This window comes from Methylobacter luteus IMV-B-3098, from assembly GCF_000427625.1.
GTDB classification, from domain to species: domain Bacteria; phylum Pseudomonadota; class Gammaproteobacteria; order Methylococcales; family Methylomonadaceae; genus Methylobacter; species Methylobacter luteus.
Genome location: NZ_KE386569.1, coordinates 2,598,099 through 2,620,735, shown reverse-complemented (window position 1 = coordinate 2,620,735; position 22,637 = coordinate 2,598,099). Strand labels below are relative to the sequence as shown.

At 57.1% G+C, this 22,637-nt stretch carries 23 protein-coding genes; 13 read left to right on the top strand and 10 right to left on the bottom strand.

The annotated features are described in order from the left end of the window. Positions 1 to 246: 246 nt before the first annotated feature. The 9 genes from METLU_RS0114140 to METLU_RS0114100 form a co-directional block, all read right to left on the bottom strand. On the bottom strand, positions 247 to 636 hold the full coding sequence (locus METLU_RS0114140; protein ID WP_027158788.1) for a tautomerase family protein: 390 nt from the start codon (positions 634 to 636) through the stop codon (positions 247 to 249). Between the two features lie 13 nt (positions 637 to 649). Next, a complete protein-coding gene (locus METLU_RS0114135) occupies positions 650 to 1,384 on the bottom strand; it encodes a class I SAM-dependent methyltransferase (RefSeq protein WP_027158787.1) in 735 nt (244 codons plus the stop codon). 222 nt (positions 1,385 to 1,606) lie between these two features. After that, entirely contained in the window at positions 1,607 to 2,527 is a 921-nt protein-coding gene (locus tag METLU_RS0114130) for a LysR substrate-binding domain-containing protein (protein ID WP_027158786.1), read from the bottom strand. A 115-nt stretch (positions 2,528 to 2,642) separates the two neighbouring features. After that, positions 2,643 to 3,659 carry a sulfate/molybdate ABC transporter ATP-binding protein gene (locus tag METLU_RS0114125; RefSeq protein ID WP_027158785.1) on the bottom strand — a complete coding sequence of 339 codons (1,017 nt, stop codon included), beginning with the start codon at positions 3,657 to 3,659 and terminating at the stop codon, positions 2,643 to 2,645. 113 nt (positions 3,660 to 3,772) lie between these two features. Beyond that, positions 3,773 to 4,636: a sulfate ABC transporter permease subunit CysW gene (cysW, locus tag METLU_RS0114120; protein WP_027158784.1), complete on the bottom strand. Its 864-nt coding sequence runs from the start codon at positions 4,634 to 4,636 to the stop codon at positions 3,773 to 3,775. Positions 4,637 to 4,646: 10 nt separating this feature from the next. Then, positions 4,647 to 5,474 (bottom strand): sulfate ABC transporter permease subunit CysT, encoded by an 828-nt coding sequence (cysT, locus tag METLU_RS0114115; RefSeq protein ID WP_027158783.1) that lies wholly within the window; start codon positions 5,472 to 5,474, stop codon positions 4,647 to 4,649. Between the two features lie 203 nt (positions 5,475 to 5,677). After that, positions 5,678 to 6,682 (bottom strand): sulfate ABC transporter substrate-binding protein, encoded by a 1,005-nt coding sequence (locus METLU_RS0114110; RefSeq protein WP_027158782.1) that lies wholly within the window; start codon positions 6,680 to 6,682, stop codon positions 5,678 to 5,680. 197 nt (positions 6,683 to 6,879) lie between these two features. After that, entirely contained in the window at positions 6,880 to 8,415 is a 1,536-nt protein-coding gene (locus METLU_RS25380; protein WP_051299914.1) for an OprO/OprP family phosphate-selective porin, read from the bottom strand. Positions 8,416 to 8,662: 247 nt separating this feature from the next. Then, complete coding sequence (locus tag METLU_RS0114100) at positions 8,663 to 8,842, bottom strand: YezD family protein (protein ID WP_027158781.1); 180 nt, start codon at positions 8,840 to 8,842, stop codon at positions 8,663 to 8,665. 200 nt (positions 8,843 to 9,042) lie between these two features. Between METLU_RS0114100 and METLU_RS0114095 the strand changes: the two genes are divergently transcribed. The 3 genes from METLU_RS0114095 to METLU_RS0114085 all read left to right on the top strand — a co-directional run bounded on the left by METLU_RS0114095 (position 9,043) and on the right by METLU_RS0114085 (position 12,367). Beyond that, on the top strand, positions 9,043 to 9,696 hold the full coding sequence (locus tag METLU_RS0114095; RefSeq protein WP_027158780.1) for a potassium channel family protein: 654 nt from the start codon (positions 9,043 to 9,045) through the stop codon (positions 9,694 to 9,696). Between the two features lie 4 nt (positions 9,697 to 9,700). Beyond that, positions 9,701 to 11,068, top strand: a complete 1,368-nt coding sequence (locus METLU_RS0114090; protein WP_027158779.1) for a TrkH family potassium uptake protein — start codon at positions 9,701 to 9,703, stop codon at positions 11,066 to 11,068. A gap of 75 nt (positions 11,069 to 11,143) precedes the next feature. Next, entirely contained in the window at positions 11,144 to 12,367 is a 1,224-nt protein-coding gene (locus METLU_RS0114085; protein WP_027158778.1) for an HD-GYP domain-containing protein, read from the top strand. A 4-nt stretch (positions 12,368 to 12,371) separates the two neighbouring features. Here METLU_RS0114085 and METLU_RS0114080 read toward each other — a convergent pair whose 3' ends face one another. Then, complete coding sequence (locus METLU_RS0114080) at positions 12,372 to 12,980, bottom strand: DUF938 domain-containing protein (protein WP_027158777.1); 609 nt, start codon at positions 12,978 to 12,980, stop codon at positions 12,372 to 12,374. Positions 12,981 to 13,130: 150 nt separating this feature from the next. Here METLU_RS0114080 and corA point away from each other — a divergent pair, with 150 nt between their 5' ends. From corA to METLU_RS0114030, 10 genes are all read left to right on the top strand, one after another. Further along, positions 13,131 to 14,096 carry a magnesium/cobalt transporter CorA gene (gene corA, locus METLU_RS0114075; protein ID WP_036243786.1) on the top strand — a complete coding sequence of 322 codons (966 nt, stop codon included), beginning with the start codon at positions 13,131 to 13,133 and terminating at the stop codon, positions 14,094 to 14,096. Between the two features lie 99 nt (positions 14,097 to 14,195). Then, on the top strand, positions 14,196 to 15,329 hold the full coding sequence (locus METLU_RS0114070) for a GNAT family N-acetyltransferase (RefSeq protein ID WP_027158775.1): 1,134 nt from the start codon (positions 14,196 to 14,198) through the stop codon (positions 15,327 to 15,329). Between the two features lie 67 nt (positions 15,330 to 15,396). Beyond that, positions 15,397 to 15,567, top strand: a complete 171-nt coding sequence (locus tag METLU_RS0114065; RefSeq protein ID WP_027158774.1) for a rubredoxin — start codon at positions 15,397 to 15,399, stop codon at positions 15,565 to 15,567. A gap of 14 nt (positions 15,568 to 15,581) precedes the next feature. After that, complete coding sequence (locus METLU_RS0114060; RefSeq protein WP_027158773.1) at positions 15,582 to 16,595, top strand: NAD(P)/FAD-dependent oxidoreductase; 1,014 nt, start codon at positions 15,582 to 15,584, stop codon at positions 16,593 to 16,595. Between the two features lie 306 nt (positions 16,596 to 16,901). Further along, positions 16,902 to 17,555 carry a 5,6-dimethylbenzimidazole synthase gene (bluB, locus tag METLU_RS0114055; RefSeq protein WP_027158772.1) on the top strand — a complete coding sequence of 218 codons (654 nt, stop codon included), beginning with the start codon at positions 16,902 to 16,904 and terminating at the stop codon, positions 17,553 to 17,555. Beyond that, positions 17,546 to 18,580, top strand: coding sequence for a nicotinate-nucleotide--dimethylbenzimidazole phosphoribosyltransferase (gene cobT / locus METLU_RS0114050; RefSeq protein WP_027158771.1), 1,035 nt, complete (start codon positions 17,546 to 17,548; stop codon positions 18,578 to 18,580). Before bluB ends, cobT begins: the two co-directional genes overlap by 10 nt. Before the next feature lie 19 nt (positions 18,581 to 18,599). Beyond that, entirely contained in the window at positions 18,600 to 19,346 is a 747-nt protein-coding gene (cobS, locus tag METLU_RS0114045) for an adenosylcobinamide-GDP ribazoletransferase (RefSeq protein WP_027158770.1), read from the top strand. Continuing rightward, a complete protein-coding gene (gene cobC / locus METLU_RS0114040; protein WP_027158769.1) occupies positions 19,331 to 19,894 on the top strand; it encodes an alpha-ribazole phosphatase in 564 nt (187 codons plus the stop codon). Before cobS ends, cobC begins: the two co-directional genes overlap by 16 nt. A gap of 147 nt (positions 19,895 to 20,041) precedes the next feature. After that, positions 20,042 to 21,067, top strand: coding sequence for an aminotransferase class I/II-fold pyridoxal phosphate-dependent enzyme (locus METLU_RS0114035; protein WP_036243130.1), 1,026 nt, complete (start codon positions 20,042 to 20,044; stop codon positions 21,065 to 21,067). A gap of 121 nt (positions 21,068 to 21,188) precedes the next feature. After that, a complete protein-coding gene (locus METLU_RS0114030; RefSeq protein ID WP_027158767.1) occupies positions 21,189 to 22,586 on the top strand; it encodes a cobyric acid synthase in 1,398 nt (465 codons plus the stop codon). Positions 22,587 to 22,637 lie beyond the last annotated feature (51 nt).

The window sequence follows — 22,637 nt, the reverse complement described above, 5'->3', positions numbered from 1 at the left end:
ATAAAGCCGCGCAGCGCCGGTTAGCTCTACGTTGAGCGAACAATTTATGACTTATAGCCGCCATTCGAAAATGCTTATCGACAGGCTGGAAATGGCACTTATGCAAAGCTTTGCATAAGTGCCATTATGTGAAGCCCGTAGGCTGGGTTGATAAACCCAGCATTTCAAAGCCACCAAAGCTGGGTTTCCGCAAAGCTCCAACCCAGCCTACGAGCTGATGTCGGCAGGAGCACCGCGTTATGTGATTCACACATTGATCTTATAGTTGAGTTTGACTTCATCGCCGTGCATGCCCCTGAAGCCCCAATTGTGCGCCGGGCTCTCCTGAATGCACACCTCAATATCCTGATGCGCGATGCCGACTTCATCCCTGATTTTGTCGAAAAGCAGGCGGACGAGCATCTTCTTCGCTTCAATACTACGACCTTCAATTATTGCGATTTCAATGATGGTGTAGGCATCGGTGCGCCCTGATGGATAAAGCATATCCTCCTTCTCCATCATGAAAAAACGATGCGCTCGTTTGTCGGCCGGGAACTGCAAGGCTTCCATGACACACTGGTGGATGGTCTCTGACAAACGCTCGCGCACTGGAGCCAGTTTTTCCCGAATGCCATAAATTTTTACTTGAGCCATCAAATATGCCTTTTTATTGTGTAATGTTTTGGGCAACAAGGCGCACCATGCCTCTAACTCCGGCTTCACGACGGACGTTGAATCCGTTTGACTGGAGGCTGGTGATCAGATGTTGAGGTGACAACCGTAGCTTTCGATAGTGGCTGACCCGAGTTTGCCAGCCACCCGGTGCGCGTTCGTGAATAATGTCGTGTACGAGGACAGCCTCTGGTTCGTATTCCAAGAAGCAAGTGAGGATGCGGTTCTCGTCGCTCCTTACGGAGATAAAGCGCTGTTCCCCGATGAGAGGCTCAGAATAATCCCGGAATGAGATGATGAACATACCGCCGGGCGGCAATTCGGCGGAAACCCTTTCAATGAGAATCTCGACGGCGCCGAACTCGGGCAAGTGAGTGATCGTGTCGCCCATGCAGAGAATTGCAGACGGCGCTTCTGTAATGTGGTTTTGAAAGGCCAGCAAGTCATCGTTCACGGCCTGAATGGGCAGATCGCCGCGAAGTTCGGCGAGCGTTCGCAGTAGTTCGACCGATGAGTCGATTGCAGTCACTCGTGCGCCTCGGCGTGCGAGTGGAACGGCATGCATTCCGAAGCCAGCCCCCAGATCAAGGATGACGTCTCCCTGGGTGACAGGCAAATTCAACGCATCAATCTCAGCGCTTCCGGATTGCAGCGCGGCGTCGGCACCTCCAGCCATCCAAACGTAGATCGGGCCGAGGTGGTGCTCGTAGTGTTCTGCTGTGGTTGTCATGTGGCGGATATAGAAGTGTCTAAGAAGGGATTATAAAGCTTTTGCGTATCTTCCCTTTTTTGGACAGCCAAGGCAACAAAGTTGTGATGTTAGAACGGATAGGATGGGTTGACGAAGGAAGCCCATCCTATCGTGCTATCATCAATTAATGTCAGAATTAAACACGCTGAATTCAGTGGCGTAAATCGGATTAGCATCGCGTAGCCCAACTATCTCTGTTAGCTAAACATAAGCCAGCTGATCATTGCTAGGGCGAAGACGGGCCGCACTCAGCAGTTCCTCGATGAAATGCTGGCTGTACAGCGGCAGGTAGTTATGCCTCAGGTAAGCGATCTTGGTCGTCGAATGCGGAATCAGGTGCGACAGGTCGCGCGCCACGAGATCCTTGTCCGCCAGCGCGTCATAGGCCATGCCGGCGATCAGGCCGACGCCCAGCCCTAAGCGCACGTAGGTCTTGATCACATCCGTATCGGCCGCGGCCAGGATGATGTCGAGTTCTAGTCCCTCGCTCCTGAAGGCGTGTTCGATGTTCGACCGCCCCGTAAAACCGAAGCTGTAAGTCAGGATCGGAAAGGATGCCAGCCGCTCCAGCGTGATCTCGCCCGCGCTCAGCGGATGATCCTGCGGCATGACGGCCGCATGGTGCCATTCGTAACATTTCTTGAGCACCAGTTCGGCGTCTTCATCGACTTTCTCGGTACAGATCGCGACATCGGCCTTGTGCGCGTGCAACTGGTCGATCAACTGTTCGGGCGAGGCCTGGATCATGTAGATCCTGACGCCGGGGAATTTTTCGCGGAACCGCCGGATCGGCGTCGGCAGAAAATACTTGGCCTGGGTATGCGTGGTCGCGATATGCAGCGTGCCCTGATGGCTGTCCAGGTAATCGGCCGCGATGGTCTGGATGTTCTTTTTAGCCATGTTGATCGTCGACACTTCGTCCATGATGCGAAACCCCAGAGGCGTCAGTCCGGTCAGCTTTTTGCCTTTTCTTTCGAACAGAGGCGAGCCCAGCTCGCTTTCGAAAAGCTGCAGCTGCCGGCTGACGGCCGATTGCACGATGTGCATCCGGTCTGCCGCCTTGGACAGGTTTAAATCGGTTTCCTGCAGCACACGCAGGAGTTCCAGTTGGCTCAAGTTCACGGTTATAGTCCTTTATGTTGATTACGGTATTTGACAACATGTGTAGGCTGGGTTGGAGCTTTAGCGGAAACCCGGCATGGACGGCCTCAAATGCTGGGTTTATCAACCCAGCCTACTAGAACCAGTGTGCCTGGCGGATGCGCATGGATACCTTATCGCCTTTGCCAAGTTGCAGGCGCTTGAAGTGCTCATTAGGCATTTCGGCATAAAACCTGTCGTTTGAACCATTTTTGACCAGCTCGATGCGAATCAGCGCGCCCAGATGCTGCCAGTCTTTCAACGTGACCTGCGCATCCTGATCGGATGTCTTCTCGATATCGATGTCATGGGGCCGCACGTGCGCGGTTTTCCCAGGCTGTATCTCGTACGTGGACAGCCAGATGTCATCCTGCTGGTCCGGCGCGAACACATTGGTCTGGCCGATGAAGCGCGAGACGAAGGCATTGGCCGGATGGTCGTAAATGTCGCTGGGCGAGCCCTGCTGCTCGATGCGGCCCTGGTTGAGCACGACGACGCGGCTGGCGACTTCCATGGCTTCTTCCTGGTCATGCGTCACGAAAATGCTGGTGACGTTCAACTCGTGGTGGAGATTACGCAGCCACTGGCGCAAATCCTTGCGCACGCTGGCGTCGAGCGCGCCGAACGGCTCGTCCAGCAACAGCACCGACGGCTCCACGGCCAGGGCGCGCGCCAGGGCGATACGCTGGCGCTGGCCGCCGGACAGCTGATCCGGGTAACGGTCGTGCAGCCAGTCCAGTTGCACCAGCTCCAGCAAGGCATGGACTTTCCTGATGATCTCGTTTTCATGAGGCCGCTGGCTGCGCGGTTTGACCCGCAGGCCGAAAGCCACGTTGTCGAATACGGTCATGTGCCGGAACAGCGCGTAGTGCTGAAAGACGAAGCCGATGCCGCGATGGCTGACGTGTTGCTCGGTTTTGTCTTCGCCGTTCAAGAGCACGCGCCCCTGATCGGCCTGTTCTAGCCCTGCGATGATGCGCAGCAGCGTGGTCTTGCCGCAGCCCGATGGCCCGAGCAACGCAACCAGCTCGCCTTCGGGAATTTCCAGGTTGATATTGTTCAGCGCCGAAAACTGGCCAAATTTTTTACTGATGTTGGAAAGCAGAATACTCATAAGTCGTCTCAAAAATTTATTGAAGCTGTTGTAGGCTGGGTTGATAAACCCAGCATCGGCGGCACGGATTGCTGGGTTTATCAACCCAGCCTACCAGCCTACCAACGTCGGATTTATCGCCGGCCCTGTTGCCATTCCAGCACGCTCTTCAATACCAGCGTCACGATGGCGAGCCCCGCCAGTATCGAGGCGCTGGCGAAGGCGCCGACAAAGTCATATTCGTTATAGCTGACTTCGACATGCAGCGGCAGCGTATTGGTCAGACCGCGGATGTGGCCCGACACGACCGACACGGCGCCGAATTCGCCCATCGCGCGGGCATTGCACAGCAGCACGCCGTACAGCAGCGCCCATTTGATGTTCGGCAGCGTCACCAGGAAGAAGGTTTGCCAGCCGCTCGCGCCCAGCGACAGCGCCGCCTCTTCCTCTTCGCTGCCCATTTCCTGCATCAGGGGAATCAGCTCACGCGCCACGAACGGGAAGGTAATGAACAACGTGGCCAGCATGATGCCCGGCACCGCGAACATGACTTTCACGTCATGCGCCGACAGCCACTCGCCGAACCAGCCTTGTGCGCCGAACAACAGTACGAAAATCAAACCGGAAATGACGGGCGACACCGAAAACGGCAGGTCGATCAACGTCGTCAGCAGGCTTTTGCCGCGAAATTCAAAGCGTGTGATCGCCCAGGCCGCGGCCACGCCGAACACCGTGTTGAGCGGCACGGTCACCAGGGCCGTCAACAGCGTCAGTTGCATGGCCGATTGGGCGTCGGGCTGCGTCAGCGCCGACCAGTAGGTCTGCCAGCCTTTCGAGAAGGCTTCGACCATGACCAGACCTAAAGGCAGACATAAAAACAGACCGATAAAGCCGATGGCAATAGCGGTCAGACTCCATCTGACCCAGTCGGGATCGCGCAGCGCATGCGGTCGCTCAACGGCTTTGGCTTCATTGACAGGGAAAGCAATAGCACTCATGTCGGTTCTCCTAGAGTTGTCCGGAGCGCTTGCGCACCCACAATTGCAGCAGGTTGATCACCAGCAGCAGCAGAAATGAGATGACCAGCATGGTCAGTGCGATCGCCGTGGCGCCGGCGTATTCGTACTGCTCCAGCTTGGTGATGATCATCAGCGGCACGATTTCGGAGACATAGGGCAAATTGCCGGCGATAAAAATAACCGAGCCGTATTCGCCGACGCTGCGCGCGAAAGCCAGCGCGAAACCGGTCATTGAAGCGGGCAACAGATTGGGCAGGATAATGCGGACAAACACCTGTTGCCGGGTAGCGCCGAGGCTCGATGCCGCCTCTTCCATGGTCGAGTCGAACTCCTGCAGCACCGGTTCGACCGTGCGCACGACGAACGGCAGGCTGATGAAAATCAGGGCCACGACGATGCCCAGCGGTTTGTAGGCGACTTGCAGGCCGAAGACCTCGGTCAGCCATTGGCCGATAGTGCCGTTAGGCTGGTAAATCGTCGCCAGCACGATGCCCGCAACCGCCGTCGGCAGGGCGAACGGCAAATCGATCAGGGCATCGAACAGGCGCTTGCCCGGAAACGGGTAGCGTACGAGCACCCAGGCAATGATGAAACCGAACAGGCTGGCAACGGCAGCCGCCGCCAGCGAGGTCACGAAGCTGACGCGGAAAGAGGCGACCACGCGGTCATTGGTGATGACGGACAGATAATCATCCCAGCTCAACTGGAAACTTTTGAATACCAGCGTGCTTAAGGGGATCAGCACGACCAGCCCCAGATAAAACAGGGTGAAACCGAGAGTCGGGCGAAAGCCCGGCATGATATTACTTTGACTCATAGATTTTTACGCTTTTAGTGGTGGTGAGCATAAATTTTTACAGGTATCGCCCCAAAGGCCCGCCAATGGCAGGGTGGGCACAACCTATTCATGCCCACCGGCAACAGAATGATATAAGGGCCGCCTTGCAGGGTACGTACCGCGTACCTTCCAATCTTTTTATGAGCCCGAAAGGTACGCAATGCGTACCCTACAATATGCTTTTAAGGCGCATAAATCTGATCGAATATGGCTTTGTCATCGAAATGATCCTTTTGCACGTTGGCCCAGCCGCCGAAGGCCTGATCCACGGTCACGCGCTCCAGTTGCGGGAAGTTGGCGAGGTCTACCGCATCGACGACTTTGGTATCGGTCGGGCGGTAGAAATTTTTGGCCGCCAGTTTCTGGCCGGCCGGCGAATACAGATAGTTCAGATAGGCTTCCGCCAGATCGCGCGTGCCATGCTTATCGACGACCGTGTCGACGACAGCCACCGGCGTCTCGGCCAGGATGCTGAAAGGCGGGACAATGATTTCAACTTCGCCTTTGCCCAGTTCCTTGATGGCCAGGTAGGCTTCGTTTTCCCAGGTCAGCAGCACATCGCCGATGCCGCGCTGCAGGAAGGTCGTGGTGGAGCCACGGGCGCCAGAATCCAGCACCGGCACGTTCTTGTACAGTTTCTTCACGAAATCCTTGGCGGCCTCTTTGCTGCCGTAGGTTTTTTCGGCAAAAGCCCAGGCCGCCAGGTAGTTGTAGCGCGCGCCGCCGGAAGTTTTGGGGTTCGGCGTGACGACCGATACGCCTTCCTTCACCAGGTCATCCCAGTTCTTGATGCCTTTCGGGTTGCCTTTGCGCACCAGAAAAACCATGGTCGACGTGTACGGAACGCTGTTGTTGGGCAGGCGCTTTTGCCAGTCCGTAGGCAGCAGCTTGGCGTTCGCGGCGATTTTGTCGATATCGTAACTGATGGCCAGCGTCAGCACGTCGGCATCGAGGCCGTCGATAACAGCCCGTGCCTGTTTGCCCGCGCCGCCGTGCGATTGCTGGATCGTGACGGTCTCGCCGGTTTTTTCTTTCCAGTATTTGACGAATTCCTGATTGAATTGCTGATACAGTTCCCGGGTCGGATCGTAGGAGACATTCAGCAGGGTTCTGTCAGCGAATGCGGCGCCGCTGATCAGAAGACTCGCCGCCAGCAAACCGGTTTTCAGCCCTATTTTTGTTTTCATGGTATGTCCTGTCTTGCAAAGGTATAAGTAAGGTTTTTAAAGCGGCTTTCTGAGTGTTTGCCTTTATTGTTGAGGCAAATAGTACGGAAACCGGATTGATAATAGAAACGATATAATTAGAACCAATTATCGAATTATTCGATAAGAGTCGGCTTGTGGGGGCGACTTCAGTCGCCCCCACATCCTGCTGCACCGCGTTAAAAGACCAGCTGCAACCGCGTCGAGAACACATTTTCAGCCGGGCGATCTCCGCCATTTCTCGCGCCGCCGGTAAAATGCGTATTCTCATAATCCGCCATCAAACGCGTGTTCTGGTTCAGGAACCAGTTGGCGCCAAGCGCCCAGGAACTGGCTTCCCTGATCGAATTGGACGGATTCAGCAGCTGTACGCCGTTGACCGGTTTAAACGTGTCCTCATCGATGGACAATTCAGTCCAGCGCGCCGCCAGCTGCAGGGCGCCCCAGTGGCCGTTGAACGGATCGAACGCCGAGCGCGGCTTGACGCTCTGGAAGGTGTTGTTTTCGCCGGTCACGACATAGGACGCCTGGATTTGCCAGGCCGTATTGTCCTGCTGGATGTGGGTATTGCCGCCATCGCCGGTCAATTGCTGCGACGACAGCACATATTCGCCCAGTAAGCCATAAGGGCCGTAATACCAGTAGGCTTGCGGGTAAATGCGGTAGTGCTCGCCGTCGGCGGCCACTTCCGTTGCGCCTGTACCGACCTTGGTATAGTCAACCAACGTGTTCTGGCCCAGCGCGCTTTTCAGGTTTTTGACGCTGGTCTTATTGTTGTTGGGCACTTCCCAGCTGCCGGCGACGCCGACGCCGAGGCCGTCCAGCACCTTGTTGCCGGAATTCTGGAACGGATGCGCCCACAGACGGGCCGCCACTTCCTTGTTGTCCTCGTTTTCCTTGTCGGAGTCGGACGCACCGTTATCGCCGCCGCCGTTGAATACGCCCACTTCATAGGTGAAGAAGTTTTTGAAATCGATGGGGCCCGCGTACTGAACCTTGTCTCCGGGCCGGGCGAAACTGCCGTGCAGCTTGACGCCCACGTCACGGTTGCTGGCCAGGTAAGTCGGATAGGCACGCTCCATGAAAGTACCGTCGGAGTCGCCCTGGAGGCGCTCCAGACTGATCGGCGTTTTCTGCTTGCCGATATTCAGGCTGGCGTAAGGAAAATAATGCACATCGACATAGGCATCGGCCAGTATGGTCTGGTTGGAGCCGAAATCGGGCATGAGCTTATAGTCGAAATATTTCCAGAACCGCCCTTCCAGCCAGATACGCGCCTGCTTGAGCTCGAACCTGTCCTTCACCTTCGATTCATTGTCGACAAAGAAGCGGCCATCGGCTTGTATGGAACTGCGCAGACGCACCGAGTTGTTGCCGTCGGCCGACGAAAAGCTCACGCCTTTCGGGCCGGCTTCAAATACGGGTGCCGTTTTAGCGTTTTCTATGGCGATTTCCTTGTCGACTTCGTTTTTCCGTTCCAGAATTTTCACTTTCTGGTCTAGCGCTTGCAGTTTATCGTCAGGAGCCGGAGCCGGAGCTTTAACACTACGCTCGGCGGCTTCCAGACGCTGTTCCAGCAAAAGCAGGCGGCGTTCCAGTAATTCAATTTTTTCATCTTTCTCTTTGGCAGTAGCGGCGGTTGCCGGCTGAATACTGCTGACAGCTAGCAAGCCGTTAATGGCGGCCGTTAACAGTAAAACGTTGTTGGTCCTCATGCGTCCCCCTGGGGACAGCCCTTTCCGGTTGTCCGGCACCTGCTGTCTTCTTTAACTTTTTTAATTTAATCTCCGGCTTATCCGGTAGATTATTTATGGTTCCCATTTGCGTGGGAATTGTCCTCGGGATACTCCGGTGTCCCGTCCCGCACAGCTGGAGCGCTACGGAATGCGTTCCCGCGCGGAGCGTGGGAAGGATAGGTTGCGTAACTTTTGAATCCCCGGTTATCCGGTGGATCTTGCCAGTCTAATTACTGAACACTTCCGGCCTGAGCTTCTCGCGGCGCTCGATCTGCACCACCTTGCCGTCGTGAATGACAATTTCAATCGAACCAAAGCGGATATCCTCAAGCATCTGGCCAATCCGGCTAGCAATTTCAGCCGCACGCTGTTTTTTCAGGTTAATATTTTCAACGTTAGCCGCCATGTCTATGCCTCTTGTATTGTTTCGTAATTTGAATGAACGATTGAACGGTGTGTCTGAATAAATAGTAATGGACGCTGTTGTTTCTTAAAAACGATAAAATCAGATGTGTATATCTGTTTTTTAGAAGTAAAAATAACAGGCCGAACCCTTCGGCCACTTTTCGCCGATAAAGCGGATTTTGATAATTGATAGGGTTGTTTATGGCTCAGTATGCAGTGGTAGGACTGGGGCGTTTCGGCGCTACCCTGGCGCTTCAGTTGATGAGGATGGGACATGACGTCGTCGGCATCGACAGCGACAGGCATGTGATCGAGACGCTGGCCGATACGCTGACCTACACGGCCATTGCCGACGTGACGGATGAACGTGCGCTGAGAGAGCTCAACCCGACGGCTTTCGATGCCGTGATCATAGCGATCGGCGAAAACCTGCAGGCGAGCCTGCTCTGCGTGGTGCATCTGAAAAACATGGGCATCGACAACATCTGGGTCAAGGCCACGACGCAGGCGCATCACCTGATTTTAAGCCGGCTGGGCGTCAGCCGCATCATTCATCCCGAAGAGGAAATGGGCGCGCGCACTGCCCAGGCGCTGGCTTATCCGATGATGCGCGAATACATGGCGCTGGGCGGCAGGCAGTATATCGTCGAGATCCAGGTCACAGAGCAGATGACCGGCATTACCCTGGCCGAGCTGTTGTCGAGCGCCAAAGGCGAGGTGTTCGGCATTCTGGTGAAACGGCGCGAACAACTGTTTCCGTGCCCCTCCGGGCAGTTCCTGATCGAGCCGGATGACACCGTGGTTCTGGCCGGGGCCAGAAAGTCACTGATGACACTTGCCGCCAGGTTCATGTAAGGCGATGATGGAACCTCTCGTCAACCGCTTCGAAGGCGGTCAATCCTCATTAAAAAACAGGGTTTTAAAAGCCAGCCCGCCGGCCGTTCTGACGTCCGGCTATCTGGTGCTGATCATTTTCGGCGCATCCATTCTTAAACTGCCGCTGTCCACGACTCAATCAATCACTTGGCTGGAAGCGCTGTTCACATCCACCTCGGCCGTCACGGTGACCGGCCTGGTCGTGGTCGATACCGGTACGCGCTACACGGTGTTCGGACAAACCGTGATCGCCTTGCTGATTCAGGCCGGCGGCCTGGGATTCATGACTTTTTCGGTGCTGACCATCCTGAGCATGGGCAAAAGAATCGGCGTCAGGCATCAGATTCTGGCGCTGGAGGCGTTCAACCAGACCAGCCTGGACAAAGTTCGCCTGGTGGCGCGCGCCGTGGTTTATTTTGCGCTCGCGATCGAAAGCATCGCCTTCGTGCTGTTGACTTTGATCTGGAGCGGCGAAATGGATTGGCATCATGCCGCTTTCCATGCCTTTTTCTATTCGCTTTCGGCCTTCAATAATGCCGGGTTTGGACTGTCCGCAGACAATTTATCGCCCTACGTCGGGCATGTGCCGGTCAATCTGATCATCAGTTCCCTGTTCATCATCGGCGGGCTCGGGTTCGCCGTGCTGCTGGACCTGTGGCAGACGCGCCGCCGCTGGAGGCGATTGCAGCCGTACACGAAGCTGATGCTTGGCGCGACCGTCATTATCAACCTGGGCGCCTGGCTGCTGATCTGGCTGTTTGAACACCATAATGCCGCAACGATTGCGAACCTGCCGCTGGCCGGGCAATTGACGGCATCCTGGTTTCAGGCCGTCACACCGCGCACGGCCGGTTTCAACACGCTGCCTATCGAATCCCTGACCGACCCGACGGCGCTATTGATGATCGTGCTGATGTTCATCGGCGGCGGTTCGATGAGCACGGCCGGCGGCATCAAACTGGGCACTTTTGTCGTCATGTTCATGACCACTTATGCCTTTCTCAGCCGAAGCGACGACGTCACGATGATGCGCCGGTCGGTGCAGCGCAATGTAGTCATGAAGGCATTCTCGGTCAGCGTCATCTACATGATGCTGGTGATTGTCGGCACGATGGCCTTGTCGGCGCTGGAAGGCGCGCCGCTGCTCGACATCCTGTTTGAAGTCGTGTCGGCGCTCAGCACGGTCGGCCTGTCCAGAGCCCTGACTACAGAGCTTTCGATAGCCGGCCAATGGCTGATCATGATACTGATGTTTGTCGGGCGTTTGGGACCATTGACGGCGGCCTATGTGATCGCCACGCCCCAAAAACGCCGGGTCCGTTATCCGAGCGTGGATATTCAGGTGGGATGACGGCCCGTTCATGAATGATTTCCGCTTTCAGCTGTCAAAAAATTGTTTACCACACCGACCCTAGCGAGTATCGCCATGGAATATCTGAAAATCGATCTACACAGCGTAGTGACGGCTTTAAGCAGCTCGCTGGACCTGGTCGGCATCGACGAAGTCAAGCACGGCAAACGCGTTGCGATCATGGCCAAGAACGTGGCCCGGGAACTGGGCTGGAGCAGGACCGATTGCCTGACCCTGATGCATGCCGGCATGCTGCACGATTGCGGCGTCTCCAGGGTGCAGGAGCATCGCAATTTATCCGAAACCCTGGAGTGGGACGGCGCGGAGGCGCATTGCATCCGCGGCGAAGCCTACCTGCGTGCCTGCGCGCCGCTGGCCCATCTGGCAACCGATATCCGCTACCACCATACGCTTTGGGAAACGCTGGTGGACCTGCCTCTGGAGGCATCCACGCGACTGCGCGCGAACCTGATTTATCTTGCCGACCGCGTCGATACGTTGCAATTGCCTTTTATCGGCACCGAACAGATCCTGCTGGAATACCCGGCCATCCTCGACTATGCCAGAAAACAGGCCGGCCGCATGTTTGCTCCCGAACTGGTCGAAGCCTTCGCCCAGGCCGCCGACGAGGAAGCCTTCTGGCTGTCCATGGACCCGGAATATCTGGACGAGGAACTGGGCGAGTTCAGCAGTCATCAGACTCAGGTTACGCTGAATCTGAATGATCTGCGCGCGTTGGCGCTACTGTTCTCCCGTGTCGTCGATGCCAAAAGCCACTATACCGAAGAGCACTCGCAGCGCGTCGCCAAAATCGCGCGCTACCTGGCCGGGCATCTGGGCAAGACAGGGCCGGAGCTGGACCTGATCGAGATCGCGGGCCTGCTGCACGATATCGGCAAGCTGCGCGTCGACGAAGCCATCATTGAAAAGCCGGACAAACTGACCGAGCGGGAATACGCCTGCATCCGCCGGCACAGCTACGACACCTACCGGATACTGCGGCGCGTGTTCGGTCACACGCCGATACCGGTCTGGGCCGGTTATCATCATGAAAATCTGCTCGGCCTGGGCTATCCTTTCAAACGCGCACCCAAAGAGATCGGTCTTGAAGCACGCATCATCTGCGTCGCCGATGTCTTTCAGGCTTTGGCGCAGAATCGCTCGTACCGCGGCAGAATGCCACAGGATGAAATCATCAAGCACCTGAAGGAGCGCGTGGAGCAAGGCACTCTCGATGGACATGTCGTTTCGGTGCTTATCGATCAGGCCGACGAATGCTACCGGCTGGCGACGGCATAGACGTTCAGCCGGGAGTCGGCCGCTTGCTCAGCACCAGCAGGCGGTTGTTGGCCGGCATCGCGACATCGTCCACCAGCGCAATGCCCATCGAGGCCGCCAGGGCCGTGACCGCTTCGAAATCCCTGATGCCGCTGAGCGGATTTCTGTCTTTCAGCCATTGGTCGAAACGGGCATTGCTGTCGCTGGTGTAACGGCCATCATAGTTGAAAGGCCCGTAAATGCAGACCGGCGCATCCGGGATCAGGTACTGGCCCAAGCGGTCAAAGAAAACCTGAACCTGCCGCCAGCTCATGATGTGCAGCGTATTGGCCGTGAACAACGCCTCGATGCGGGTGCACGGCCATAGGGCATCAGTCACGTCGATAGCTAACGGCGGCCTCAAATTCGCCAGCCCTGCCTCCTGCCGCCACAGGCTGATGCCGGCGATATGTTCGGGCCGGTCGGTCGGCTGCCAGTCGAGATGTGGCAGTTGCCCGGCAAAATAGCAGGCATGCTGCCCCGTGCCGCTGCCGATCTCCCAGACCGTGGCCGGCCGGCTGAAAACAGTGCCGATAACCTGCAGAATGGGGTCTTTATTGTTCTCGCAGGCCTGCGAGAAAGGCTTGTTGGTCATTACGGTTTAAAAGTGTTGTTTATCAGCCAATGATAAGCTTTTTTGACGGCATGCCGAAATCAGGATAATAACCGGCAATTATCAGAGCATGCGCCGGTCATCATTGAATAATCAAGGAGACGTTTTTTGACAGATACCATCAACAACAGCATGATCGTAAACTGCGCGGCCTATCAAAATGGCGTCAGTATCGGCGAGGTGACGATCGAAAACATCAGCGAAGTGCTGAAGCTGGAAAATACATTTGTCTGGCTGGGCTTGCGTGAAGCGAACAGCGAACTGCTGGCCAAAATCCAGCAGGAATTCGGTCTGCATGAATTGACTATCGAAGACGCCTGTACAGCGCATCAGCGTCCGAAAATCGAGGATTACGGCGACTCGCTGTTCATGGTGCTGCATACCGCCCTGCTTGTGGATAATGAGCTCGAGTTCGGGGAAACTCATTTTTTCCTGGGGCCGCGCTTTCTGGTCACGGTCAGGCACGGCGCTTCGCAGAGCCTCATTAAGGTCAGAGAGCGTTGCGAAGCCATGCCGCAGCAATTGGCTAAAGGGCCCGGATTCGCGTTGTATTCGATCATGGATTTTATCGTCGATAACTATATGCCCGTCATTGACGGCTTGCAGGCGCGGTTCGATGTGCTGGAGTCGGCGATTTTTCAATACCGGCCCAACCGGCAGACCATGGAAGGACTTTACGAGCTGAAGCGCGAATTGTTGCTGCTGGAAGGCGCCATTACGCCGGGCATCGATATCTGCAACGAGCTGATACACTTTCATAACGAAGTTATTCCCAAGGACGTAAGCATTTATTTCCGCGATGTTGCCGACCACATCAAGCGCATCGACCGGGCGATTCACAGCATGCGCGAAATGTTGATCGCGGCGATGCAGGTCCATCTGAACTTTGAAACGGTGCGGCAGAACGAAGTCGTCAAACGGCTGGCCGGCTGGGGGGCGATCCTGGCGATACCCACCATGGTATTCAGCTGGTACGGCATGAATTTCAGGCACATGCCGGAGCTGGATTGGCAATACAGCTATCCGATAGTGATCGGCGGCGTGGCCCTGGTCAGCCTGCTGCTGTATCTGCGCCTGAAAAGGATAGGCTGGCTGTAGCCAGACCGGCATCGAACGTGAAAAATCACCTGGATACTTGATGCCGGCGTTCCTGTCTTCATTTATATTCAGACAAAAACATAAATCGACCGCCATCACATGAAAGTAAAACCGATCACGAGTATCACGCAAATCGATGCCGGCGCCTGGAACCGTCTGGTCAAGGACAGTTACCCTTTCCTGCGCCACGAGTTTCTGCTGGCGCTGGAGCAAAGCGGCTGCGCTTCGGCACAGGCAGGCTGGTCGCCGCATCATTTGCTCGTCGCACAGGACCATGAATTGCTGGCCTTCATGCCGCTGTACCTGAAAGCGCACTCGCGCGGCGAATATGTGTTCGACCAGCAATGGGCGCAAGCCTATCAGCAGTACGGTTTCCATTATTACCCGAAATGGCTGACCGCGATCCCGTTCACGCCCTGCCAGGGGCCGCGCATTGCCGTCGATGAATCCGCCGATGCGCCGGCGGTCATGCGCCTGCTGCTCGATTTTATCAAGGAGCAGGCAGAACAGAACGATATCTCCTCCTGGCACTGCCTGTTTCCCGATTCCGGGCAGGCGGAATGGCTGCGTAATCTGGGATTGGGCCTGCGCGAAAGCGTGCAGTTTCACTGGTTCAACAAAGGCTACCGCGACTTCGACGATTTTCTGCAAACTTTCAGCGCCGGCAAACGCAAGATGATCAAGCGCGAGCGCCGGCGCGTCAGCGAACAGGACATCGAATTGCGGCGGCTGAACGGCCGGGAAGTCAGTCCGGCGCAGTGGCAGGCGTTTTTTCAGTTCTACACGGTGACCTATCTGAAAAACGGCATGTCGCCTTACCTGAACCCGGCCTTTTTCGAGCAGCTGGCGGCCACGATGGGCGAGCGGTTGCTGCTGGTGCTGGCGACCAAAGGCGGCAAATACGTCGGCGCGGCGCTGAGCGTGATCGGCAGTGACACGCTCTACGGCCGCTACTGGGGCTGTTATGAGGAATTCAGCGGCCTGCATTTTGAAGCCTGCTACTATCAGGGGCTGGAGTATTGCATTGAGCACGGCCTCAAGCGCTTTGATTCCGGCGCGCAGGGCGAGCATAAGATTGCGCGCGGTTTCGAGCCGGTCACGACCTGGTCGGCGCACTGGCTTCAGGACGCCGCCTTTGCCGAGGCCGTGGAACACTTTCTGGCCGAAGAGCGGGAATCCATGGCGCTTTACAAACAGGATGCGGCGATGTATCTGCCGTTTAAAAAAAGCTAAACTAAAAAACATCTGTTACAGTCAGAGCTGTGACAGATCTTTTTCAACAGGTGAATGAGGAGTAGCTATGTCTGACTTTAAAAAATACCAGTGCAGCGTTTGCGGCCATATTTATGATGAAGCCGAGGGCGATCCCGACACGGGCGTTCAGCCGGGCACGCGCTTCGAGGATATTCCCGACGACTGGCGCTGCCCTGAATGCGGCGCCGAGAAAAGCGCTTACAATTTAATGGTTTAATTAAGGGGATCGGCATGCGTATCGTGATCATCGGCTCCGGCGTGGGCGGCGTCAGCTTCGCCGAAAAATACCGGTCCTTACAGGCCGAAGCGCGGATCACGCTGATCACGCGCGAAGACGACGGCTATTATTCGCGGCCGCTGCTGTCGCGGGGCTTCAGCACCGATAATATCGAACAGAGCATCATCCTGAAGCCCTTCGACAAGCTGCGCGCCGAGAACATCGAGATTATCAGCGCCGCCGAGGTCACGGGCATCAACCGGGCCGACCGGACCGTCTCTGTCAGCGGACCGGACCGGCAACACGTACTGCCGTACGAAAAACTGATACTGGCGCAGGGTTCGGAGGCCTTCATCCCGCCGCCTTTCAGGCCATACAGTGACTTGTTTTTCCGCTTGAACAATCTGGTCGATCTGAAAAAACTGCGCCGGTTCCGGCAGGGCTTCCTGGACCGGAACCGGCGGCCTGCCTGGGCCATCATCGGCGGCGGCCTGATCGGCTGCGAAGTGGCTTCCGATCTGGCCGTCTCGGGCGATCCCGTGACGCTGTACCATGCCGCGGACCGGCTCATGGAACGCCAGCTGGTTGCGGAAGATTCGGTCACGCTGCTGGATGTCATGCAGGGCTCGGGCGTGGAGGTGCTGCTCAATCAGGCCGTGCAGGGCTTTTCAAGGCAAGGCGACAAGGTCTGCGTCGAAACCGGCGTATCGGCCGCATTCGACGCCGTGCTCGTGGCCACCGGCTTCAAGCCGCGCACAGAACTGGCCGAGAAGGCGGGCCTGGAAACGGGTCGCGGCATCAAGGTCAACCAACGGCTGCAAACCTCGGACGATCATATCCACGCGCTCGGCGATGTCGCCGAATTGCCGAACGGCAAGCTGTACGCGTTCATTCTGCCGATCCGCAACCAGGCCCTGTGGCTGGCCGGATTCCTGGCCGGCCAGGAAAACAAGGACTGGCAGCCGCCGGCTTTCAATCCGAAAGCCAAAGTGCACGGTTTCGAAGCGGCTCATCCTTATCTTTTTTAGCGTGTGTAGGCTGGGTTGATAAACCCGGCATGGGCGGCCAAAATGCTGGGTTTATCAACCCAGCCTACCGCCGCTAAAAACTCCGGTGCTCGGCGCTTTAAACGGGAAATAAAGCATTGTAGGGTCGAATTCATTCGACCCGGAACGCTTTTCACTGCCATTTAGTGCGAATGAATTCGCACCTACGCTGGCATATCTATTAGTTATTTAGACTCATCTTTGCGTTCTAAGCGATAATAGCTGACCAAGACCGCCTACGCATGCGCGGGGCGCGTCTTAAGATGTGCTCAATAGTTAATCAATATAATGACCCGACACCGTTACACCGACGACGAAATCGCCGCCGTCTATCGCGCCATTTATGAGCGCCGCGATATGCGCCACTTTCTGCCCGACCCGGTCGATCCCGAAGTCCTGAAGCGCCTGCTGCAGGCCGCGCACCATGCGCCCAGCGTCGGTTTCATGCAGCCGTGGCGGTTTGTCCGCATCAGCAGCCCCGATCTGCGTAAGGCGCTCCATGCGCTGGTCGAGCAGGAACGCATCCATACGGCCCGGGCTTTGGGCGAGCGCGAAGACGAGTTCATGAAACTGAAGGTGGAAGGCATACGCGAATGCGCGGTCCTGTTGGTGGCCGCCTTGTGCGAGCGGCGCGAGCAATACGTCTTCGGCCGGCGCACGCTGCCGGACATGGATCTGGCATCACTGGCCTGCGCAATACAAAACCTGTGGCTGGCGGCCAGGACGGAAGGACTGGGGCTGGGCTGGGTGTCCATGTTCGAGCCCGAGCCTGTCAAAGACCTGCTGAAGATGCCCGAAGACAGTCAGCCCGTGGCGATCCTGTGCCTGGGGCACGTCGCCGAATTTTACGACAAGCCGATGCTGGAACAGGCGCGATGGGCCGACCGCAAAGACCTTGACACCTTATTGTTTGAAAATACCTGGAATACACCGTGCCGCTAGATTTCTCCATTGCCCCGCTCTCGTCAGCGCTTCGTTCCGCCCTGCAGCATAAAATCGATCAGAAGACCAAGCCGCTGGGCGCACTGGGCCAGCTCGAAGCGCTGGCGCTGCAGATCGGCCTAATCCAGAACAGCCTCACGCCCAGCCTGGACAAACCCTGCCTCATCGTTTTCGCGGGCGATCACGGCATCGCCGAAGCCGGCGTCAGCGCCTATCCGCAAGCCGTGACCGCGCAGATGGTGGCCAACTTCCTGGCCGGCGGCGCCGCGATCAGCGTGTTTGCGCGCCAGCACGGCATGGAACTGCGGGTCGTCGATGCCGGCGTCAATGCCGATCTGGACAGTCATCCGTCGCTGGTCGGCGCCAAGATCGCCAGAGGCACGCGCAACTTTCTGATAGAGCCCGCCATGACCGACAGGCAATGCCTGCAAGCGCTGCAAACGGGCGCCGAAATGGTGTCAAGGCAGCACAAACTCGGCTGCAACTGCATCGGCTTCGGTGAAATGGGCATCGGCAACACCTCGTCCGCCGCCTTGCTCATGCACGCATTGACGGCCCTGCCGTTGGAGCAATGCGTAGGCCGCGGCACCGGCCTGAACGATGACCAATTGCGCAATAAGGCCGCCGTGCTGCAGCAGGCGCTGAATCGGCACCCAAACACCATCGAACCGTTAGCCGTGCTGGCGACATTCGGCGGTTTTGAAATCGCCATGATGACAGGCGCCTACCTGAAAGCGGCCGAACTGGGCATGGTGATCCCGGTCGACGGTTTTATCGCCAGCAGCGCCCTGCTCGTAGCCAACCGGCTGCATCCGCCCGTGCTCGACTATTGCGTGTTCAGCCATGTCTCGCGCGAGCAGGGGCACCAGGCGCTGCTGAAGCACTTCAATGCCCGAGCCCTTATCAATCTGGACCTGCGCCTCGGCGAAGGCTCCGGCATTGCCCTGGCCTATCCCCTGCTGCAATCGGCCGTGCTAATGCTGAATGAGATGGCGTCGTTTGATGAGGCCGGGGTTGATCATTAAGCGCCGTTAAAAAACACCCATGCCCCATCCAAGACTCTTCCTGCTGGCCCTCGGTTTCTACACGCGCCTGCCCGTACCTCAGGCTCCGGATTACAGGCAATTGCCCGAAGCCGCGGTTTATCTGCCGCTGGTCGGCTGGCTGGTCGGCGGCCTGTCCGCACTGAGTTTTTACCTGGCTGATGGGCTATGGCCACAGCCTACGGCTGTCATCGTAGCGCTTGTTGCGGGCATTCTTGTCACAGGCGCCTTCCATGAAGACGGCTTCGCTGATGTCTGTGACGGTTTCGGCGCGGGCTTCGACAAGCAGCGCATCCTGGAGATCATGAAAGACCCGAGGACCGGCACCTATGGCGTGCTCGGCCTGTTGCTGCTCCTGTCGCTGAAGATCAGCGTGCTCGGCGCGCTGCCAGCGGCCGCCGTGCCTTTGTTATTGCTGTCCGGGCACAGTTTCAGCCGGTTGCCGCCCTTGCTGATCATGCGCCGTTATGATTACGCGCGCATCGACCACAGCAAAGCCGGAGCCGCCGTTTTCAGGCCCGGCGGCACCGATCTTTTATTCGCAGCGAGCCTGGCTTTATTGCCTCTGCTGTTGCTGCCGGCCCTCTGCTGGCTGGCGATCCTGCCCGTGCTGGCCGTCAACTGGCTGTCGGGCCGCTATTTTTTCCGCCGTATCGGCGGCTACACGGGCGATTGCCTCGGCGCCAGCCAGCAGATCGCCGAAACTATTTTTTATCTGAGTGTGAGTACCTTATGGACATTTATCTGATTCGCCATACCAACACAGCCGCGGACCCGGGGCTTTGCTACGGGCACAGCGATGTGGGACTGGCCGACAGTTTTGCCGACGAAGCCCAGGATCTGCATGACAAACTGCCCGAGTTCGATGCCGATTGCAAAGTATTCAGCAGCCCACTGACGCGCTGCCTGGAACTGGCCAGGACTTTTTCGGAAACGGTGACCACCGATGCGCGCCTGAAGGAGCTGCATTTCGGCGACTGGGAAGGGCTGCGCTTCGACGATATCGATGCCGATGCCGTTCAGCGCTGGACCAGCGATTTTGTGAAGGCCGCGCCGCCGAACGGCGAGAATTTCGAGGACCTGTACCTGCGCGCAGGCAGCTTCTGGCAGGATCTGTCAACTGTTAAGGCAGAGCAGGTGCTTGTCATCACGCACGCGGGCGTGATTCGTGCTCTGCTGGCGCGCGCCTTGAACCTGCCCCTGGCCAATTCGTTTCAATTGCGCATCGATGCCGGTTCCGTGCACAAACTGCGGCACAGCGTTGACTACATCTATGTTGACTATATCAACTTATAGACAGGCTATGACGCCATGAAGCTTGTAGGGTACGCATCGCGTACCATTTTTGATGAACTACCCCCCCAAAAGGTACGCGATGCGTACCCTACGCTTCGTGACCTTCATGGTAAAACTTTTTAACCCTTGCATGACATCAGTTTATTCATGAAACACGGCGGCAATATTTACCGGTTTGCCCAAAGTCTGGGCTGTCTGCCCGGGCAGGTGCTGGATTTCTCGGCCAATATCAACCCGCGGCAGGCAGTAGATTTGAACTGTCTGCAACAGGTTCAGCTCGGCCCTTACGCCGACCCGCATTACGGCCTGCTGAAACAGGCGCTGCAGGAACGCTACCCCGGCCCGCCCGGCGCCGATATTGAAGTCTTCAACGGCGCCAGCGCGGCCATTTTCGCCCTGCTGCGCTTTCTGCAGCCCGACGACCTGGTGTTGTACGCGCCGCTGTATGGCGAATATGCGCACATCGCCGGCGAACTCGGCTGCCGGCTGCATATTGTTGATCGATTTAACGAACTGGCGGCCGATATCCCCAGGCGCAGCACGATCATTTTCGTGAATCCTTCCACGCCGGATGGCCGGCTTTATGACCTGAAGGACTGGCTGGCCAAATGGCAGTCGGCCGACTGCACGATCATCATCGACGAGTCGTTTCTGGACTTTTGCCAAACTGAATCGATCGCCGACGACATCGCGCGTTACGACAAGCTCTACCTGATCAAATCGCTGAGCAAGTTCTACGGCTGCGCGGGCATCCGCATCGGCTTTGTCATGGCGGCAAGCCCGGCGATCAAAGCGCTGAAACGCCTGGAGCCGGCCTGGAAACTGTCCAGCTTCGATATGGCTTACATGCAGCAGGCGCTGGCCAACACAGCCTTTATCGAACAGACCCGTCGGCAGACGCACGACCTGCGTGGGCAGTTGCACCAAGCCCTGTCAAGTTGCGGTCTGTTCAGGCGGATTTATGCGGGACAGGCCAATTTCCTGCTGGCGGAACTGGCCGGCATGGACGGCTATCAGTTGCAGGAAAAGCTCGCGCCGTCGCGCATTCTGATCCGCGTCTGCGATAATTTTGCCGGACTGACCCGCCGTCATGTGCGCTTCGCCGTCAAGGACGAACGGGCGATTGCCGAGCTTGCTCGCTGCTTGAACGCTTTGTCTTGCCCAACCGGCTAAAACACGTGTAGGCTGGGTTGGAGCTTTAGCGGAAACCCGGCTGGGCGGCCCCCGAAATGCTGGGTTTATCAACCCAGCCTACCGCTGTTGCGTTGAACTTTAATATTAGGCGATTATTGACATGAAACCCTTAGCTGTTTTCGGCACCAGTTCGGATGCCGGCAAAACCACGCTGGTCACGGCCCTGTGCCGTATTTTTGCCGACCGCGGCCTGCGCGTCGCACCGTTCAAGGCGCAGAATGTCTCGAACAATTCGGCCGTCACGCACGAAGGAGGCGAGATTTCGCGCGCGCAATGCCTGCAAGCCGAGGCCGCGCGCGTCGAGCCCAGCGTGCTGTTCAATCCGGTGCTGCTCAAATCGCACGGCAACGGCTCCGTGCAGGTCATCGTCAACGGCAAGATTTACAAAAACCAGTCGATCGCCGCTTATTACGATGAGATCGGCAATCTGAAACAGCAGGTTCGGCAAGCGTTTTCAACATTGCAGCAGTCCTATGATCTGATCATCGCCGAAGGCGCGGGCTCGCCCGTGGAGCTGAATCTGCTGCACAAGGATCTCTCGAATACCTTCATCGCTCAGACCTTCAATACCCAAAACATCCTGGTTGCGGACATCGAGCGCGGCGGCGTTTTCGCGTCGATTTACGGCACGCTGGAGTTGATGGACCCGGTCATGCGCGCCAACCTGATCGGCGTCGTCGTCAACAAATTCCGCGGCGACCGGCGCTTTTTCGACGAGGGCGAGAAGATCATCCGCGAGCGTTTCGGCGTGCCCGTGCTCGGCGTTCTGCCGTATCGGCCGCTGAATATCGACATGGAAGACTCGCAGTCCCTGCAGAATTACCGGCAGCGCCTGAACGATGTCAAAATCCGCGTCGCCGTGATCGCCTACCCGGGCCTCGCTAATTACAACGATCTCGATGCGCTGATGGCCGATGCCGAGCTGCATGTGGAGCTGATCCAGTCCTACCGTCCGCTGACTGAATTCGACATGGTGCTGCTGCCGGGCAGCAAAACCGTGATCCGCGATCTGCAATGGCTGAAAACCCAGGGTCTGTTCGATGAGGTCCAGCGGCTTGAAAAGCCCGTATTCGGCATCTGCGGCGGCTATCAGATGTTCTGCACGGCGTTGCACGATCCAGACGCGCTCGAACATGAAACCGCCGGCAGCGAGCCAGGTCTGGGGCTGATTGACGATACGGTAGTCTATCAGACGCCGAAAATCCTCAAGCGCGGGCAGTACGAGCTGTTCTCGTGCCCGGCCATCAAAGGCTACGAGATTCATTGCGGCCGCATGGCCAATTATCCCTTATCTCATCAGCACGAACACGTCGCCGGCACGCATGTGCACGGCATTTTCGATAATGACGGCTTTCGCACTGCTTATTTCAAGGCCATCAATCCCGCCTACCGGGGCTACGACTATGGGGCCTACCGCGAGGCCGAAATACAGGGCTTTGCCGACATGGTCGCGCAGCAGCTGGATATCGCGGCGATTCTGAAAGCGTTACAGGAGTGATATGGATATAAACATCCGCTGTGTAGGGTACGCATTTATGCCCTATAGGGT